Below are 16,581 nucleotides of genomic sequence, written 5' to 3' on the forward strand. Positions count from 1 at the left end.
GAGACATGATAAGCGAAGAACTGTATCAAGAAAGGGCCAGAGCTTTAGAAGGCATGTCATTGGCTGCCGTTTGGGACGTATGCTGTCCTAATGCTGACATATGGAATAATAAATTTCCTTTTGAGGAACGAAAAGCATTTTTCTTCGAGTTTCTCCAACGGCTAATGGAAGACGGCAAGGTCAGGTTGGCTAAGCATGATAAATTCCTTGAAGGAAGCATTGAGGAACAAATTGAACGTTACAAACAGGCTTTCCCCAAAACGGAAGAAGAGTGGAAAGCAAAAAATGAGGACGTCTGGTTTTTCCTTGAAGAGTGCCCCGGCGGCGCGGTCTGGGTGCTGGACGATGGCTATCTCGACTGGACATAGTAAAAATATCATCACCTTTTAGCCCGCCACTTTGCCGAACGTGCAAGGTAAAAGCCCAGAGAGCGCGAAATTCGCAACTACGCGCAATCGCTAACCGGCGGCGCGGCGTTCAAGGAAACCTTACCGGGTAGAGTCTGGACGGCGGAACTGACCGATGACTCGAAGATTACTTTGCGCAGTGGCTCTTCCAGTTCAGATAAAACGAAAGCACGATGGACAGTGGACATTATTGGTAATGAGTCATTGAATGCTTTACAAGGCTAAAACCCTAAAGCAACTGAAATAAAATTCAGATAACTCAGGAACATATATGTTCTTAAACAACGAAATCTATCAGGAAATGAAAGTTGAATTAGAAGGACTGTCATTTAGCGGTATATGGTGGTCTTGTGTTCCTGAAACCAGGCCACAAGATAATTATCCGTTTCAGAAAAGAAAGATTTTCTTTTTTGAACTCATCCAGCGCCTGATGGAAGATGGAAAAATCAAACTCGCCAAACACGATCAATTTCTGGAGGGGTCGATTGAAGAACAAATAGCACGTTATAAACAAGCTTTCCCCAAAACGGAAGAAGAGTGGAAAGCAAAAAATGAAGACGTCTGGTTTTTCCTTGAAGAGTGCCCCGGCGGCGCGGTCTGGGTGCTGGACGATGGCGATCTCGACTGGACATAGTAAAAATATCATCACCTTTTAGCCCGGCACTTTGCCGAACATGCAAGGTAAAAGCCCAGAGCGCGGGAAATTCGCAACTACGCGCAATCGCTAACCGGCGGCGCGACGTTCAAGGAAACCGCGCCGGGTAGAGTCTGGACGGCGGAACTGGCCGATGGCTCGAAGATTACTTTGCGCAGTGTCTCTTCCAGCTCAGATAAAACGAAAGCACGATGGACGGTGGAAATAATCAACGGGGAGCAGGTCAGTCGATATGTATATAAGTGATGAAGAATATCAAGAGTATAAAGAATTACTTGAAGGTCATGCACTAAGTGGTGTTTGGTGGGTTACACCTCCCGATGAATACGACGAGGAAACATTCACCTATGAAAATAGGAAAGCCTTTTTTTTAATATTACTCCAACGACTAATGGAAGACGGCAAGGTCAGGTTGGCTAAGCATGATAAATTCCTTGAAGGAAGCATTGAGGAACAAATTGAACGTTACAAACAGGCTTTCCCCAAGACAGAAGAAGAATGGAAAGCTAAACACGAAGAAGTCTGGTTCTTTCATGAAGAGTGCCCCGGCGGCGCGGTCTGGGTGCTGGACGATGGCTATCTCGACTGGACATAGTAAAAATATCATCACCTTTTAGCCCGGCACTTTGCCGAACGTGCAAGGTAAAAGCCCAGAGAGCGGGAAATTCGCAACTACGCGCAATCGCTAACCGGCGGCGCGCCGTTCAAGGAAACCGCGCCGGGTAGAGTCTGGACGGCGGAACTGGCTGATGGCTCGAAGATTAATTTGCGCAGTGTCTCTTCCAGCTCAGATAAATTGAAAGCACAATGGACGGTGGACATTATTGGTAATGAGTCATTGAATGCTTTACAAGGCAAAAACCCTATGAAATAAAATTTAGGCAGTGTAATGCAGATACATCATCAGTATAACAAATATACCGGAAAGACATATGATATGAAAATAACAACACCCAAACCATCGGTTAAGGAGTAAATATGAAAGTTAAAACTTACTATGGGCATCTGATAGATGTATTTGGGGTATATTGGGAAGATAATCGAACCTACTTCTGCTGTTTAAGGCGAAATGTCGGGATATTTTCTGTATTAGAATTAGGAAAGGAAGGGCAACGTGATTACGTGACGGTTGCCGATCCAAACTGGCACGGCCACTTTATTTTTGACTCCAATTTAACAATGCCGGGTATGATATGCAGCAGTTGTCCACCTACACGACGGGTGATGAAGTTGCTGATAGCAAACAATTCGCACGAAATCAATTCATTGAAAAGCTAAGTCAATACAGTGGATTTTCAAAAGACTCTCTCCAGAAAACATTCACTGTATTATCCTCAATGGGATTAGTTCTTGAAGCAGCAAAAGGTGGCCGCTATATTACTTTTGATGGGAAATATTACGTGGCTGACAATCTTAAATTTAGTAAGAATTATTATGAAAAACTATGGGGTATTGGCGGTCGACCTGCACCATTTTTACAAGCAGAGGAGATTTTAAAAAGCAAACCGACAGTAACACCTGATCCAAACAAAAAAGCAGGATTCCTATAATACGAAGGTGCGGAGTTGGAGATGATTTATAACCCAATTACTAAAGAAGTATGGCATATTCAACCTATAAGGAAAATAAAATGACCACAATAGACTCATTAAACATTGCATTAAATGAATATCAATCAAGTGCAACGAGATTGAGACAATACATCTATATCGGTGAAAACGAATGCCGGAAATTGATTGAAACAATATCTAAAAAAAAATTTATTCAATGTGAGAAAGAGTTTCATAGACTAGAGCAATTTCAAGGGATTTTCTCAAGCATTGTTTACAAAGAGCATTTCCCCGTGAGTCAACAGATAATAGATTTTGTTTATTTTTTTGACCGGTTAGATGATAATAATGTTAAAGAGTATTGGTATAGAAAATTTTGTGCCGGAGAAATATGGCCCAGTGAATCACGAAGAAGTGATGAATGATGTGTTTTAATATCACATATCAATAATATTGGTTGGATCTTATTTTTCTACACTGGTGGCTGTTTGAACTGCCACCAAAATATTTAACCGTCAAAGCCTCAGCGACCGGCAAATTCGCAACTATGCGCAATCGCTGACCGGCGGCAAAGCATTTAAGGAAACCGCGCCGGGTAAAGTCTGGACGGCGGAACTGGCTGATGGCTCAACCGTCAACCTGAGAAACATATCCCAAAGCGCAGATCAAACGAAAGCACGGCGGACGTTATTGGTAATGAGTCATTGAATGCTTTACAAGGCAAAAACCTTAAAGCAACTGAAATAAAATTCAGATAACTCAGGAAAATATATGTTCTTAAACAGCGAAATCTATCAGGAAATGAAAGTTGAATTAGAAGGACTGTCATTTAGCAGTATATGGTGGTCTTGTGTTTCTGAAACCAGGCCACAAGATAATTATCCGTTTCAGAAAAGAAAGATTTTCTTTTTTGAACTCATCCAGCGCCTGATGGAAGATGGAAAAATTAGACTCGCCAATCATGGTGTTTTTCTGGAAGGAACGATTAAAGAACAGATAGCGCGTTTTAAAGACGCTTTCCCCAAGACAGAAGAAGAATGGAAAGCTAAACACAAAGAAGTCTGGTTCTTTCTTGACGAGTGCCCCGGCGGCGCGGTCTGGGTGCTGGACGATGGCTATCTCGACTGGACGTAGTAAAAATATCATCACCCTTTAGCCCGGCTCTTTGCCGGGCGTGCAGGTAAAAGCTCAGAGCGCGGGAAATTCGCAACTACGCGCAATCGCTAACCGGCGGCGCGGCGTTCAAGGAAACCGCGCCGGGTAACGTCTGGACTGCTACATTGAGTGACGGTTCTAAGATCAATCTGAGAAACGTATCCAAAGTGCGGATCAGACTAAGGCCAGATGAACGGTAGATATCATTAACAATGAAAATATGTCTCACAATAAAGTGGAAATGAAATTTAGGTAGCCATATGGATGAGAAAATCAATATCAATGAATTTAAGGATGAGTGTGAGGGATTAGCCATAGATGCTGTTTGGTGGAACATACCTTCCTTCTATGGACAATGTGATTTTTATTCTCGTAGAAATCTTTTCTTCAAAACTATCAATGAATTTATGGATAGAGGGTGGCTAAAACTCGCCAATCATGGTGTTTTTCTGGAAGGAACGATTAAAGAACAGATCGCGCGTTTTAAAGACGCTTTCCCCAAGACAGAAGAAGAATGGAAAGCTAAACACAAAGAAGTCTGGTTCTTTCTTGACGAGTGCCCCGGCGGCGCGGTCTGGGTGCTGGACGATGGCTATCTCGACTGGACGTAGTAAAAATATCATCACTCTTTAACCCGGAACTTTGCCGGGCGTGCAAGTAAAAACTCTGAAGCAACTGAAATAAAATTTAGATAACTCAGGAACATATATGTTCTTAAACAACGAAATCTATCAGGAAATGAAAGTAGAATTAGAAGGGCTGTCATTTAGCGGTATATGGTGGTCTTGTGTTCCTGAAATCAGGCCACAAGATAATTATCCGTTTCAGAAAAGAAAGATTTTCTTTTTTGAACTCATCCAGCGCCTGATGGAAGATGGAAAAATTAGACTCGCCAATCACGGTATTTTTTTGGAAGGAACGATTGAAGAACAGATAGCGCGTTTCAAAGACGCTTTTCCCAAGACAGAAGAAGAATGGAAAGCACGAGATGAAGAGATATGGTTTCTGGACGATGATTGCCCCGGCGGCGCGGTCTGGGTGCTGGACGATGGCTATCTCGACTGGACATAGTAAAAATATCATCACCCTTTAACCCGGAACTTTGCCGGGCGTGCAAGTAAAAACTCAACCGTCAACCTGAGAAACATATCCAAAAGCGCAGATCAAACGAAAGCACGATGGACAGTGGAAATATCGCAAGATTCCAATGTATCAAGGGTCGTTGGTGAAAACGTCAAACGTATTGAGATAAAATTCAGGTAAGAGACATGATAAGCGAAGAACTGTATCAAGAAAGGGCCAGCGCTTTAGAAGGCATGTCATTGGCTGCCGTTTGGGACGTATGCTGTCCTAATGCTGACATATGGAATAATAAATTTCCTTTTGAGGAACGAAAAGCATTTTTCTTCGAGTTTCTCCAACGGCTAATGGAAGACGGCAAGGTCAGGTTGGCTAATCACGGTATTTTTCTGGAAGGAACGATTAAAGAACAGATAGCACGTTTTAAAGACGCTTTTCCCAAGACAGAAGAAGAATGGAAAGCACGAGATGAAGAGATATGGTTTCTGGACGATGATTGCCCCGGCGGCGCGGTCTGGGTGCTGGACGATGGCTATCTCGACTGGACGTAGTAAAAATATCATCACCCTTTAACCCGGAACTTTGCCGGGCGTGCAAGTAAAAACTCAACCGTCAGCCTGAGAAACGTATCCAAAAGCGCAGATCAAACCAAAGCACGATGGACAGTGGAAATATCGCAAGATTCCAATGTATCAAGGGTCGTTGGTGAAAACGTCAAACGTATTGAGATAAAATTCAGGTAAGAGACATGATAAGCGAAGAACTGTATCAAGTAAGGGCCAGCGCTTAAGAAGGCATGTCATTGGCTGCCGTTTGGGACGTATGCTGTCCTAATGCTGACATATGGAATAATAAATTTCCTTTTGAAGAACGAAAAGCATTTTTCTTCGAGCTTCTCCAGCGCCTGATGGAAGATGGAAAAATCAAACTCGCCAAACACGATCAATTTCTGGAGGGGTCTATTGAAGAACAAATAGCACGTTATAAACAGGCTTTCCCCAAAACGGAAGAAGAGTGGAAAGCAAAAAATGAAGACGTCTGGTTTTTCCTTGAAGAGTGCCCCGGCGGCGGGGTCTGGGTGTTGGACGATGGCTATCTCGACTGGACGTAATAAAAATATCATCACCTTTTAGCCCGCCACTTTGCCGAACGTGCAAGGTAAAAGCCCAGAGCGCGGGAAATTCGCAACTACGCGCAATCGTTTATGACCGTGATCGTATCAACTCGATGCTTTAAACCAGCCTGTTTCTTACCTAATATTTTTCTCGATAATAAAAAACCTTTCGAACAGCCAGGCTGCGCTGAAAGAAAATGCGTCAGTTACGGTTTAAAAACATCGGAGTTGTAATGATATTGTCATAGTTTTAGTTTGTCGCCGGAGAACGCAGACGGCACACTTTGGCGGTTGCTGAATACGCGACGTCTTGAACATAAACGTTTTTATCGATCTGCTTATGAGATGTGTAATGGAATAAATCATTGGGTTTACTCTCATCTTTACAAATATAAGCACATACCCTAAATAATTCGAGTTGCATGAAGACGGTCGAAATCAGTCCGGTACAAATATTAGTTTCATTTTTATATTTTTTTTGGAACCCAGTCACAGGGTACGAATAACCCTGTGACTGACTGTTGTTATTAAGAAAAAGTGATCAAACGAATCGTTTTTCGTCGGTGTAAGGTTTTGCTTTATACCCGCGATCAGAAAGTTTACTCACTGAGTACCGTATCTACTATCGCTGGGTAAGATCAATCCACCAAAAGTGACGACATTTTGGACGGTTCACGCTCAAAACACCAATCTGAAAATAAAAATGGGATGAAAACGACCTTATCACCACATAAAAAAGCATTTGTCATCACAGTTAAAATGCATAAAACAGTAAATTATTTTACTGATAATTATCAACAATTTGAGCTAAAAAGTAAAGATATGCATATCACAAGCATGACCTATCCAAACAGTTTGCAAACTGAAAATCAAAATCTTGGCGATCAAGAGGTAACGAACTCCGGCATGTCAAGCCGTTCTAAATACCATGATGTTCCTGTTCCTCCCAACATAACGAATTCTCCACAACGATTATCCTCTCAAGTCATGAATACTGCGGCTGACCATGAACACAAATTGAGTCTGGCGCAAATGGCGCACCCTACCGCCAGGGACTGGGAAGGGTCCTCAACAAGAATCGATATGAAGCCATACCAAAGATTGGAACAAAACTATCGTTCGTTATTCACAAGGGGAGGTATCGAAGTAACCAATCGCACCAGCATGCGGGAAGCCGGAAATGTGTTGGATGTTGGTATGGATGAATGCATGGCGACGACTTCACAACACTACGACAGTATCGGCACCAAAGCACTTGGTCCTTGTATTGGAATATGCGGAAGGAGTAAAAATGAATCAGGAGATGTGGTAATGGGCCTTTATCATTACTCAGGTATTGAAAGCGCTAATGACGCGATAGAACATTTAATTAATTCAATAAAGGAAATGGGAGGAGAAACAAGTATTGATATTCAACTTGTCGGGGGATGCGCCCTGGAAGACGAAGATGAAAGTAGCTTAGAAGCAGAAAAAAACTTACTCAGTCTCAGTAACATGTACAACATTTCGGCAGTCAGGCTACATGTTAGTCAAGGCGCTGATGAGGACGATTGCCCCAATTATGTCAGTCTTATCATGATGCCGGATAAAACCTATTACGGACCTAATCTTGATTACTAAATAGAGAGCGTTCAATACTCTGTGCCACGATAAAATCATAACCGCGTCATCGCGCTATTAAGCCGAACGTCAAAATAAATAGCTAATAGTGGATAATGTCTAATTCCAACGTTGGATAAGCATTGTCCACTTTTTCTGTGCATTTATCCGCCCCCGACACAACGACCTTAACAGGATGTTTTTTAGGTAACGCCCTTTGGTTTTGGTAAATTTCCTGAGCTGCCGATGGTGAAATTTTGGCATTCATAAGAGAACAAATGAAAGATGAAAAGGTCAAATCGGCCGTGGATACGCCGACCCTCCCGGCAAACAATCCATTGCAACCCTACGCACATACCCTACCTGCCAATCACCTAATAAATATAAGCTTTTGATACAAAAACATATCAGTCCTTTTCGTCCTTTACCCTGCTGTATTTTGACATAAGAGAGGGGTGAACAGAGCAATCCGGTAGAAAAGCTTCACAGCCCGGTCGGTTATGCTGAACTGCCCTTACACACCGTTTTTTAAATAGCAAATCCGCATGCCATTCGTAAAATACCCGCAAAATGTAAGTTAACGTAAGGATTGCGTTCATTTTGTGTAAATCCCTTTCTCTTTTAAGCCTGGCTTTGCTGGCTGTCACCCAGCCAGTCTTTGCCGCCGACGCAACCAACCCGGCAGACCGGGACGCACAAGCGCAACAACAGAAAGCCCTGCTCGATCAGGCCAGACAGCAACGTCTGTCCCTGGAGAACGCCACGGACCTGAATATCCCGGCGATCGCGGCCCCCACCACCACAGAAGGCCCCTGCTTCCCTATCCAAAATGTCGCCTTTAGCGGCGCCGAACACCTTCCCGTTAAAGACAGGGCCGCCATTCAGCAACGTTTTCAACACCGCTGCCTCGACCTCACCGCCATTAATCACGCGGTACGGGAAACCACCAACCATTACTTCGCGCATGGCTATATCACCAGTCAGGCCTATTTGCAGGAACAGGATCTCTCCGGCGGTACGCTGACCATCAGCGTCAGCGAGGGTACGCTTGAGGCGATCGAGCTTGAGGGGGAAACGCCGCTGGCGATAAAAATGGCCTTTCCCGGTCTGATCGGCCGCATCCTGAATCTGCGCGATCTTGAACAGGGAATGGAGCAACTCAACCGCCTTCCCTCCCGGCAAATCACCATTGATATTCAACCGGGGAAACAAGCGGGCAGTTCTGTCGCGGTCCTCAAGCGCTCGTCACGAACGCTGCCGATTGAACTTTACATCGGCGCGGACAACAGCGGACAGCAAAGCACCGGCCGTGAACAACTTTCCGCCCGTCTCGCGCTCGACAACCCACTGCGGCTTGCCGATCGCTGGTGGCTCACCGCCAGCCGCGACAGCGCGTTCAGTCATCGCTACGGCAGCCGCGCCTTGTCCGGCGGGACTGCCGTCCCTTACGGCTACTGGACGCTCAGCTACCAATACGCCTGGAATGCGTTTTTCCAACCGACGCCAATCGGCGATAAACAGTACCGCTATGCAGGCCAAAGCAATACGCATCGACTCAACGTCAGCAGAACACTGTATCGGGATGGCAAACAAAAACTGGCGTTGGACACGGCGCTCAGTCGACGACGCACCGAAAACCGGGTGGCCGGGCAACGCCTTGACGTCAATAGCCCGACCCTGAGCGGCGCCAGCGTCGGCCTCAGCTACAGCACCACGCTGGCGGGCGGCTATGCGACGCTCAACCCAACGCTGAGCCACGGCCTGAGCGCCTGGGGCGCGACCGACGAGGCAGACGAAGCGAGCGGACTGCCGCGCAGCAAGTATCGGAAATTCGGGTTGAGCAGCAGCTATTTCTATCCGCTGACGCCCTCGCTGTATTTCCTCACTTCCGTCTACGGGCAAACCTCCCCCGACAATCTCTACCCCAGCGAACGCCTCTCTCTCGGCGGCGAGTATTCCGTGCGGGGCTTTAAAGAACAGACGCTGACCGGCAACCGCGGGTTTTACTGGCGCAACGAACTGAACTGGCAATTCGCCACCCTGCCGCTATTGGGCAATCTGACCCTGACCGCCGCTCTCGACAGCGGCTGGGTCGCCGGCAAAACCGGCAAAGTGGACGGCGGCGACATGACCGGCGCCGCGCTGGGTTTATCCGCCGCCTCCCGCTGGATCAACCAATCCGTTTCACTCGGCGTTCCGCTGTCTTTCCCGCATGAACTGCACCCGGATAACGCCGTGCTTTACTGGCAGATCAACTTGCCCGTCAGCGCTTTTTTTCATTAACTCAATCACAGCAAAAAGGAAAACAAGGAAGGTTGCTCCCGATGATGAAGACTTTTTTGATCGTGATAAAACCAAAGAGCGCTATAAACGGCGGCAGTTTTAAAGACAATTTCACGACACCATGCACCATGAAAGTACATCGCGCCCTACAATCAAACAAAAAACCGCCAGCGCATTTCCATAGATGCCGTTTTCCATGCCACTCCCATAGTGTGACCGATAAATTTTCTCTTTAAGAACAGAAATATAAATAAATAAAACTCATTTCGTCAGCATGGCGCGAAGACTGGCACATTTCATGCTTTTGTAATTTTATGCAAGTTACTTGAATTAAAAGCATGTCACTTTCACCAGGGGAATATCATGATACGACGCCAATTCGCCACTGCTTTCTGTGTTACCACGCTGTGTGCTGTCAGCGCGCTTGCTTTTCCTGCCCACAGCGCCGATCTGCTGGATAAGATTACCGCCAATAAAACCATTACCATCGCCACCGAAGCCCGTTACGCACCGTTTGAATTTGTTCAGGACGGCAAAATCGTGGGCTACGATGTGGACTTGATGAATCATATTTTGCAAAAACGTCTGCCGGGCGTAAAAGTGAAACAGTTGGATCTGCCGTTTCAGGGAATTCTGCCGGGGTTAGATGCCAAGAAGTTCGATTTCGTGGTCACGGCGGTCACCGTTAACAAACAGCGCGTAGAACGTTTTGCGTTCACCGTTCCTATTGCCGAATCTACCGTCGCCCTGCTTAAGCGCGACGGCGACACGTCCATCACGTCGCTGGACGATCTCAGTGGAAAGATTGTCGGTTCACAGGCTGGCTCCGGCCAACTTCAGATCCTGCAATCGTTCAATGAACAGTTGAAGGCCAGCGGCAAACCCGGCATTAAAGCAATTAAACAGTACGTTTCCTTTGATGAAGCCTATTCCGATTTGGCGAATAAGCGTCTTGATGGCGTCGCACAGTCACTAGCCAATCTCGGCCCGCTGATCAAAAGTCGTCCCGGCGTATTCAGCACCCTGAAGCCCATGCTTGGCCCCACGACTTACTTCGGCTGGGTAGGACGTAAGGACGAAGACAGCGCCAGACTGGTGAAACTGTTCAGCGACGGGATTGCCGAAGCAAACCGCGACGGCACGATGAAATCCCTGCAAGAAAAATGGTTTGGTTTCACCATGACGGTCCCAGCCGATAGCATGCCGACGCCGGGTCTGTAAGAATCAGCATGGTTGATTTCTACGGGCTATTCCTTTCCTGGCTTCCTGTTTTGCTCAGCGGCGCCGTTACCACGGCATCGCTGTGCCTGACCGCCATCGTCGCCGGTTTTTTTGTCGGGGTCGGTATTTACCTGATGGAACGCAGCCCGCTGCGGCTCTGGCGGGGGATCGCCCACGCTTGGGTCAGCGTGTTTCGCGGCACGCCGGTGTTGGCGCAGATGCTGCTGTGCTTTTATTTGCCCGGCGAGCTGGGGTTGGAGATTTCCAGCTATTTCGCCGCGGCGATGGCATTGACGCTGAACACCGCCGCTTATCAATCGCAAATTCTGCGCAGCGGCTTTGCCGCGATCCCTCCCGGCCAACGGGAAGCCGCCGCGATTTGCGGCTTGAGTCCCCGTCAGACGCTCTGGCGAATTCAGGTGCCGCAGGTTTTACGCCTGACGCTTCCCTCGTTGATCTCCGAGTTGATCGATGTGGTGAAAGCGTCCGCGGTGGTGTCGGTCATCGCCATTACCGATTTGATGAGAGTCGGCCAGCAGTTGGCTTCGTCCACCTATCAACCGCTTCAAGTCTATATCGCCACCGCGCTGGTCTATCTGCTGTTGACCAGCTTGCTCGCACTGCTGGGCCGCTATTTTGAACGCCGCTGGGTTAAGGAAAGAACATGAAAGATCTTCTTCTTTATTTACCCGATTACCTGCGCGCGATAGGCGTCACCCTGGGGATCAGCATCTGTTCCGCGTTGCTGGGCGCTGCGCTCGGTTTTGCGCTGCACGCGTTATGCCGGCGGCAGCGTGCGCTGTATGCCGCCTGGCGGTTTTACGTCTGGCTGATTCGCGGCACGCCTTATCTGGCGCAGTTGGCGGTCATCTATTTCGGTCTGCCGTCGGCGGGCATCATGCTGAGCGCCGTTGAAGCCGCCATTTTATCGCTGACGCTGTATAGCGCCGCTTATTTCAGCGAGATCTTCCGCGCCAGTTGGCAAAGCATCGTCCGCGGACAGTTGGAAGCCGCCGACGCTCATAACATTTCACGCTGGCAAAGCTTCTGGCATATCCAGACGCCGCAGGCAATGCGCTTCAGTCTGCCGCTGCTCGGCAATCAGTTTATTCTGACCATTAAAGAAAGCGCGGTGGCGTCAGTGATTACCGTTCCCGAACTCACCCTGACGACAGGGCAAATCGTCGCGAATACCTATACCTATATCCTGCCCTATGCGCTGCTGATCTTAAGCTACTGGCTGTTGGCGCAGGCCGTCAGTCTGAGCGTTCATCTGCTGGGCAACGGGCAGACTTCTAAAGGATAACCCTATGGCTGAAACCATTATCGAACTTCGCAACGTCGGCAAGTCATTTGATGGCAATCAGGTGCTGAAAAATATCAATCTGGCCGTCAGCGCCGGCGAGATTGTGACGCTGATCGGCCCGTCCGGTTCGGGGAAAACCACCGCTTTGCGCTGTATGAACTTTCTTGAAGCCTATGATGAAGGCGAAATCTGGATAAAAGGCCAGTTGCTGGGCTACAGCGGGCCGGGACGCGAGCGGCGTCACCGCGACAGCCCCGCGCTGATTGCGCAAGTTCGCCGCCCGCTGGCGATGGTCTTCCAGCAGTTCAACCTCTGGCCGCATATGACCGTGCTGGAGAACGTCGCCGCGCCATTGGTGCTGGGCAAAAAGTTGCCCCGGCAGGCGGCCCGGCAGCGCGCCGCCGCCGCGCTGACTCAGGTCGGCATGGCGGACAAAGCCGCCGCCTGGCCATTGCGTCTGTCAGGCGGGCAGCAACAGCGGGTCGGCATCGCCCGCGCGCTGGCGCTGGAGCCGGAACTGCTGTTACTGGATGAACCGACATCCGCGCTCGATCCCGAACGGGTCGAGGAGGTGCTGGACGTGATCAAAGCCCTCGCCAATAAGGGAATTACCATGGTGATGGTCACGCATGAGATGTCGTTCGCCGCGCATATCTCTTCGCGCATTGTTTTCATGGCCGGCGGTACCATCATAGAAAGCGGGCCGCCCGCCACGCTGTTCCGCACGCCGAAAAGCGAGCGCCTGCAAACCTTTCTGGCGCCGTGGTTCAAAAGCCCGTTACAACTCAATGAACCGGAGTTCGCCAATGGTCAGTGAACAGGCTAAAAACGTGGCCGACTGCGTCAGTCAGGCCCGGCTTCTTGATAATCTGGCGACCCTCTCACGGTTCGGCGCGCTGGCGAACGGCGGCGTCAATCGTCAGGCGCTTTCCGCCGACGATCTGGACGCCCGCGCCTGGCTGATCGATCTGGCGCAATCGCTGGGATGTGACGTCATGACCGATGAGGCCGCCAACCTGTTTATCCGGCGCGCCGGGGTCGACGATCTGCCGCCGGTCGTCACCGGCAGCCACATCGATACCCAACCGAGCGGCGGTAATCTGGACGGATGCTACGGCGTGATGGCGGGTATCGAATGTCTGACGGCGCTCAATGAAGCAGGCATCGTCACCCGGCGGCCTCTGGACGTTGTCATCTGGACCAACGAAGAAGGCAGCCGGTTCGCGCCTGGGGCGATGGGATCAAATGCCTTCGTCAATCCAGAATATCTTGCCGCATATCAAAACAATCAGGATCAGAACGGCGTCACGCTCAAAGAGGCGCTGGCTGACTGTCACCGCCGTTTTAGTCTTCCGCGCCGGGCCAAATACCCGATGGCGGCGTTTATCGAACTGCACATTGAGCAAGGACCCGTGCTGGAGCAAGCCGGACTGCCTCTGGCTACCGTGCAGGGAATTCAGGGCGTCAGATGGTATCAGGTTGTGTGTTCCGGCCAGAGCGCTCATGCCGGCACCACGCCGATGAGCAGCCGCGCCGACGCCATGACGCTGGCTCGACGCCTGACCGATCGCATTGAAAACGCCCTGTCCGATGTGCCCGCCGACCAGTTGCGGCTCACCTTTGGCAGTTGGCAGGTGATGCCGAACTCCATCAATACCATCGCAGGCCAGGTCAGCTTCACCATCGATTTTCGCCATCCCGACGCTGAGGTGCTAGCGCGTTTCGATACGGTGATCGCCGGGTTCGCCGCCGACAACGTGACCGTGACCTCACTGCTGCATCAGGCGCCGGTGGCCTTCGATCCCCCCCTGCTGGCGCAACAGCAGGCGTGTTGCGACGCGCTGGCGATCCCGACCACGCAACTGGTTTCGGGCGCGTTCCACGACGCGATGTGTCTGGCGCGGCACTGTCCGACCAGCATGTTTTTTGTTCCCAGCCACAAAGGAATCAGCCATAACCCGGCTGAGTATACCGACCCGCATTCACTCTGGCTTGGGGCCAGAGCACTCGCCTGCTGCCTGACCGAGCTGGCAAACCCATTAACAGGAGTCAATTTATGAGCACAATCCACTATCCTGCCTGCTGTGAAAAAGATAACGGCACCCCGCTAGGCAGCAACGCGACCCTCACCTCGGCGATTTCGGCCGACGGCACGCCGACGCCTGGGGAAACCTATACGGTTCCGGCCCGTTGCGGCTGTGCCGTCCGCCTGCAAAAAGGCCAGATTATTCGCATCATCAACACGCCGGGCAGCCAGGTATGCGATACCTGGTTGTTCAACAGTGAAGACCTGAGTGAATTTTCTTCAATGGAACATACCCGCGCGTTTATCGATAAAATCATCCCTGAACCGGGCGATGTGCTGGTCACCAATCAGCGCCGTCCGATTGGCACGCTACTGGCCGACACCTCGCCGGGCGTCCACGATACCCTGATTGCCGCCTGCGATCTGTTCCGCTATAGCAATATGGGGATCACGGAATACCATGATAGTTGTGCGGATAATATGCGACTGGCGCTCAACGCGATCGGTCTGCGCGCACGCGAAGTTCCCCAGCCGCTGAACCTTTGGATGAATACGCCGGTTAATCCCGATTACTCGATTTCCTGGCTTCCGGCGGTGAGCAAAGCGGGCGATTATGTCGAAATCCGCGCGGAACTGGATTGCATCGTGGTCATGTCCGCCTGTCCGCAAGACATCGTGCCAATCAATGGTTGTAATCCTCAGGCAATCCATTTTAGTGTAACGAATTAATTAGCACGCCACTCGTCGTCAGGAAGACGGCGAGTCGTTTCCACTTCGATAATTGATAGCTTGTTATGAAAAAAAATGGCGATACCAGCGGTACTGTACTATCCAATCTGGGCATGCGGTTGCGGCATGCTCGTCTGGCGCAGGAACTGACGTTAAAACAGCTGGCGCAGAAGGTGGCGTGCTCCGAAAGCCTGCTCTCTAAACTGGAAAATGAGGTGGCAACGCCGTCTCTGGCGATGTTGCACCGTTTAGCCCGCGCGTTGGAAACCAATATTTCCGACCTGATGGCCGAAAACTGGGTGACGGAATCGCCGGTGCTTAAACCGGAGCAGCGGCGGCGGAAACGGTTTTTGCAGCGTAATAAACAAGGCGGCATCGAACTGGAAAACCTGACCTATCACCATAAAGGCGGGTTGTTGCAGGGCAATATCCATGTTATCGAGCCTGGCGTCGCCAGCGACGGGCTGATTGAGCATCAGGGTGAAGAAATGGGCTTTGTGCTGACGGGCGATATCGAGCTGTATCTGGGGGAAGAAACCCACCGTTTAAGCGCTGGCGACTCCTTTTATTTTCCCAGCCAGATCCCTCACGGCTATTGCAATATCGGCAAGACGGTCGCTCATGTGCTTTGGGTCAACACCCCGGTTACGTTCTAGCGCGCATGTGCCTTTACGGAGTCGCAGCATCCCTTAGCGTCGGCCGCGGTGATCATGGCGGCCAGCGCTAAGCTCCAATTGGGCTATTGGGGATCGCCTCAGAAAACGGATTTTAAAGCACGTTAAGCTGATTTCAGTCGTCGTAATGGCCGAATCTTCCTCCACCAACCTTGGCGGTGTGCGCCACAGGTAATCACCAGTCAGGTTGATGTGCTCCCAGCCCAGCGGCGACAGGTACTGCAGCAGCGATTCATCGATATCGGTGCCATGTCCGCGTAATGCGTTTGCGGACCGCTCCAGGTAAACCGTGTTCCACTGAACCGCGAAGGCCTCAAGCTCCTGCGGCTCAAGGTCAAAGAAGGCGATGTGGTCTTGGTAAAAAAACTGGACCGGCTGGGTCGCGATACCGCGGACATGATCCAGCTCATTAAGGAGTTCGATGGCATGGGCGTGGCCATCCGCTTTTAGGATGATGGCATCAGCACAGAGGGAACCATGGGAAAAATGGTGGTGACCATCCTATCAGCGGTGGCTTAGGCCGAACGCCTGCGAATAGTGGAGCGCACCAACGAAGGTCGTATGGAAGCAAAGGCCAAGGGCGTCAAGTTTGGCCGTAAGCCTACGGTGGACAAGATCATCGTTCTCGCACTGCGCAATCAGGGGATCGGTGCGATGGAGATAGCCAGACAACTGAGGATTGGTCGCTCGACGGTTTACAAAGTACTGGCATTGCAAGGTGCTAACTTGACAGATGCGCCGTAGCTGCCAGCTTCGGCCCGCTTAATTTTCTAAGAAAGTGG

The 16,581-nt window shown here is 49.9% G+C and carries 19 protein-coding genes and 2 pseudogenes; 20 read left to right on the forward strand and 1 reads right to left on the reverse strand.

What is annotated here, in order from left to right; all coding sequences use genetic code 11:
* The first annotated feature begins 5 nt into the window (after positions 1 to 5).
* The 19 genes from EH207_RS17255 to EH207_RS17370 all read left to right on the forward strand — a co-directional run bounded on the left by EH207_RS17255 (position 6) and on the right by EH207_RS17370 (position 15,781).
* The gene (locus EH207_RS17255; RefSeq protein ID WP_175413709.1) at positions 6 to 368 is read left to right on the forward strand and encodes a DUF596 domain-containing protein; all 363 of its coding nucleotides are present in this window, start codon (positions 6 to 8) and stop codon (positions 366 to 368) included.
* A 310-nt stretch (positions 369 to 678) separates the two neighbouring features.
* Complete coding sequence (locus EH207_RS17265) at positions 679 to 1,041, forward strand: DUF596 domain-containing protein (protein ID WP_137715088.1); 363 nt, start codon at positions 679 to 681, stop codon at positions 1,039 to 1,041.
* Between the two features lie 253 nt (positions 1,042 to 1,294).
* Positions 1,295 to 1,657, forward strand: coding sequence for a DUF596 domain-containing protein (locus EH207_RS17275; RefSeq protein WP_137715089.1), 363 nt, complete (start codon positions 1,295 to 1,297; stop codon positions 1,655 to 1,657).
* Positions 1,658 to 2,255: 598 nt separating this feature from the next.
* A complete protein-coding gene (locus EH207_RS17285; RefSeq protein ID WP_137715090.1) occupies positions 2,256 to 2,612 on the forward strand; it encodes a hypothetical protein in 357 nt (118 codons plus the stop codon).
* 80 nt (positions 2,613 to 2,692) lie between these two features.
* The gene (locus EH207_RS17290; RefSeq protein ID WP_137715091.1) at positions 2,693 to 3,037 is read left to right on the forward strand and encodes a hypothetical protein; all 345 of its coding nucleotides are present in this window, start codon (positions 2,693 to 2,695) and stop codon (positions 3,035 to 3,037) included.
* 346 nt (positions 3,038 to 3,383) lie between these two features.
* Positions 3,384 to 3,746, forward strand: coding sequence for a DUF596 domain-containing protein (locus EH207_RS17300; RefSeq protein ID WP_246048903.1), 363 nt, complete (start codon positions 3,384 to 3,386; stop codon positions 3,744 to 3,746).
* A gap of 281 nt (positions 3,747 to 4,027) precedes the next feature.
* A complete protein-coding gene (locus tag EH207_RS17310; RefSeq protein WP_137715092.1) occupies positions 4,028 to 4,378 on the forward strand; it encodes a DUF596 domain-containing protein in 351 nt (116 codons plus the stop codon).
* Positions 4,379 to 4,475: 97 nt separating this feature from the next.
* Positions 4,476 to 4,838, forward strand: coding sequence for a DUF596 domain-containing protein (locus EH207_RS17315; RefSeq protein ID WP_246048904.1), 363 nt, complete (start codon positions 4,476 to 4,478; stop codon positions 4,836 to 4,838).
* A 197-nt stretch (positions 4,839 to 5,035) separates the two neighbouring features.
* On the forward strand, positions 5,036 to 5,398 hold the full coding sequence (locus EH207_RS17320; protein ID WP_246048905.1) for a DUF596 domain-containing protein: 363 nt from the start codon (positions 5,036 to 5,038) through the stop codon (positions 5,396 to 5,398).
* Between the two features lie 245 nt (positions 5,399 to 5,643).
* On the forward strand, positions 5,644 to 5,958 hold the full coding sequence (locus tag EH207_RS17325) for a DUF596 domain-containing protein (RefSeq protein WP_137715093.1): 315 nt from the start codon (positions 5,644 to 5,646) through the stop codon (positions 5,956 to 5,958).
* A gap of 666 nt (positions 5,959 to 6,624) precedes the next feature.
* On the forward strand, positions 6,625 to 7,581 hold the full coding sequence (gene xopAK / locus EH207_RS17330) for a XopAK family type III secretion system effector (RefSeq protein WP_137715094.1): 957 nt from the start codon (positions 6,625 to 6,627) through the stop codon (positions 7,579 to 7,581).
* 579 nt (positions 7,582 to 8,160) lie between these two features.
* Positions 8,161 to 9,843: a ShlB/FhaC/HecB family hemolysin secretion/activation protein gene (locus EH207_RS17335; protein ID WP_137715095.1), complete on the forward strand. Its 1,683-nt coding sequence runs from the start codon at positions 8,161 to 8,163 to the stop codon at positions 9,841 to 9,843.
* Between the two features lie 363 nt (positions 9,844 to 10,206).
* Positions 10,207 to 11,064, forward strand: coding sequence for a transporter substrate-binding domain-containing protein (locus EH207_RS17340; protein WP_175413710.1), 858 nt, complete (start codon positions 10,207 to 10,209; stop codon positions 11,062 to 11,064).
* An 8-nt stretch (positions 11,065 to 11,072) separates the two neighbouring features.
* Positions 11,073 to 11,732, forward strand: coding sequence for an amino acid ABC transporter permease (locus EH207_RS17345; RefSeq protein WP_137715096.1), 660 nt, complete (start codon positions 11,073 to 11,075; stop codon positions 11,730 to 11,732).
* Entirely contained in the window at positions 11,729 to 12,370 is a 642-nt protein-coding gene (locus EH207_RS17350) for an amino acid ABC transporter permease (RefSeq protein ID WP_137715097.1), read from the forward strand. Before EH207_RS17345 ends, EH207_RS17350 begins: the two co-directional genes overlap by 4 nt.
* A gap of 4 nt (positions 12,371 to 12,374) precedes the next feature.
* The gene (locus EH207_RS17355) at positions 12,375 to 13,187 is read left to right on the forward strand and encodes an amino acid ABC transporter ATP-binding protein (protein ID WP_137715098.1); all 813 of its coding nucleotides are present in this window, start codon (positions 12,375 to 12,377) and stop codon (positions 13,185 to 13,187) included.
* Positions 13,177 to 14,430 (forward strand): M20 family metallo-hydrolase, encoded by a 1,254-nt coding sequence (locus EH207_RS17360; RefSeq protein ID WP_137715099.1) that lies wholly within the window; start codon positions 13,177 to 13,179, stop codon positions 14,428 to 14,430. Before EH207_RS17355 ends, EH207_RS17360 begins: the two co-directional genes overlap by 11 nt.
* Entirely contained in the window at positions 14,427 to 15,125 is a 699-nt protein-coding gene (locus EH207_RS17365) for a DUF1989 domain-containing protein (protein WP_175413711.1), read from the forward strand. The genes EH207_RS17360 and EH207_RS17365 overlap by 4 nt, the downstream gene beginning before the upstream one ends.
* 65 nt (positions 15,126 to 15,190) lie before the next feature.
* Positions 15,191 to 15,781 carry a cupin domain-containing protein gene (locus tag EH207_RS17370; RefSeq protein WP_137715100.1) on the forward strand — a complete coding sequence of 197 codons (591 nt, stop codon included), beginning with the start codon at positions 15,191 to 15,193 and terminating at the stop codon, positions 15,779 to 15,781.
* Between the two features lie 122 nt (positions 15,782 to 15,903).
* On the opposite strand, the pseudogene EH207_RS17375 reads toward EH207_RS17370, so the two are convergent.
* Positions 15,904 to 16,111: pseudogene (locus EH207_RS17375) on the reverse strand (Tn3 family transposase); the annotation flags it as partial.
* On the opposite strand from EH207_RS17375, the pseudogene EH207_RS18270 reads away from it, so the two are divergent.
* Positions 16,100 to 16,543, forward strand: a pseudogene (locus tag EH207_RS18270) (recombinase family protein); the annotation flags it as partial. The pseudogenes EH207_RS17375 and EH207_RS18270 sit on opposite strands and share 12 nt — an antisense overlap.
* Positions 16,544 to 16,581: the final 38 nt, after the last annotated feature.

Origin of the sequence: Brenneria rubrifaciens (assembly GCF_005484945.1) — a bacterium.
GTDB lineage: Bacteria > Pseudomonadota > Gammaproteobacteria > Enterobacterales > Enterobacteriaceae > Brenneria > Brenneria rubrifaciens.

What these genes read in the sequence shown, in the direction of transcription:
- EH207_RS17255 (WP_175413709.1), top strand. Translation starts at nt 6, where the DNA reads ATGATAAGCGAAGAACTGTATCAAGAAAGGGCCAGAGCTTTAGAAGGC.
- EH207_RS17265 (WP_137715088.1), top strand. Translation starts at nt 679, where the DNA reads ATGTTCTTAAACAACGAAATCTATCAGGAAATGAAAGTTGAATTAGAA.
- EH207_RS17275 (WP_137715089.1), top strand. Translation starts at nt 1,295, where the DNA reads ATGTATATAAGTGATGAAGAATATCAAGAGTATAAAGAATTACTTGAA.
- EH207_RS17285 (WP_137715090.1), top strand. Translation starts at nt 2,256, where the DNA reads ATGCAGCAGTTGTCCACCTACACGACGGGTGATGAAGTTGCTGATAGC.
- EH207_RS17290 (WP_137715091.1), top strand. Translation starts at nt 2,693, where the DNA reads ATGACCACAATAGACTCATTAAACATTGCATTAAATGAATATCAATCA.
- EH207_RS17300 (WP_246048903.1), top strand. Translation starts at nt 3,384, where the DNA reads ATGTTCTTAAACAGCGAAATCTATCAGGAAATGAAAGTTGAATTAGAA.
- EH207_RS17310 (WP_137715092.1), top strand. Translation starts at nt 4,028, where the DNA reads ATGGATGAGAAAATCAATATCAATGAATTTAAGGATGAGTGTGAGGGA.
- EH207_RS17315 (WP_246048904.1), top strand. Translation starts at nt 4,476, where the DNA reads ATGTTCTTAAACAACGAAATCTATCAGGAAATGAAAGTAGAATTAGAA.
- EH207_RS17320 (WP_246048905.1), top strand. Translation starts at nt 5,036, where the DNA reads ATGATAAGCGAAGAACTGTATCAAGAAAGGGCCAGCGCTTTAGAAGGC.
- EH207_RS17325 (WP_137715093.1), top strand. Translation starts at nt 5,644, where the DNA reads ATGTCATTGGCTGCCGTTTGGGACGTATGCTGTCCTAATGCTGACATA.
- EH207_RS17340 (WP_175413710.1), top strand. Translation starts at nt 10,207, where the DNA reads ATGATACGACGCCAATTCGCCACTGCTTTCTGTGTTACCACGCTGTGT.
- EH207_RS17345 (WP_137715096.1), top strand. Translation starts at nt 11,073, where the DNA reads ATGGTTGATTTCTACGGGCTATTCCTTTCCTGGCTTCCTGTTTTGCTC.
- EH207_RS17350 (WP_137715097.1), top strand. Translation starts at nt 11,729, where the DNA reads ATGAAAGATCTTCTTCTTTATTTACCCGATTACCTGCGCGCGATAGGC.
- EH207_RS17355 (WP_137715098.1), top strand. Translation starts at nt 12,375, where the DNA reads ATGGCTGAAACCATTATCGAACTTCGCAACGTCGGCAAGTCATTTGAT.
- EH207_RS17360 (WP_137715099.1), top strand. Translation starts at nt 13,177, where the DNA reads ATGGTCAGTGAACAGGCTAAAAACGTGGCCGACTGCGTCAGTCAGGCC.
- EH207_RS17365 (WP_175413711.1), top strand. Translation starts at nt 14,427, where the DNA reads ATGAGCACAATCCACTATCCTGCCTGCTGTGAAAAAGATAACGGCACC.
- EH207_RS17370 (WP_137715100.1), top strand. Translation starts at nt 15,191, where the DNA reads ATGAAAAAAAATGGCGATACCAGCGGTACTGTACTATCCAATCTGGGC.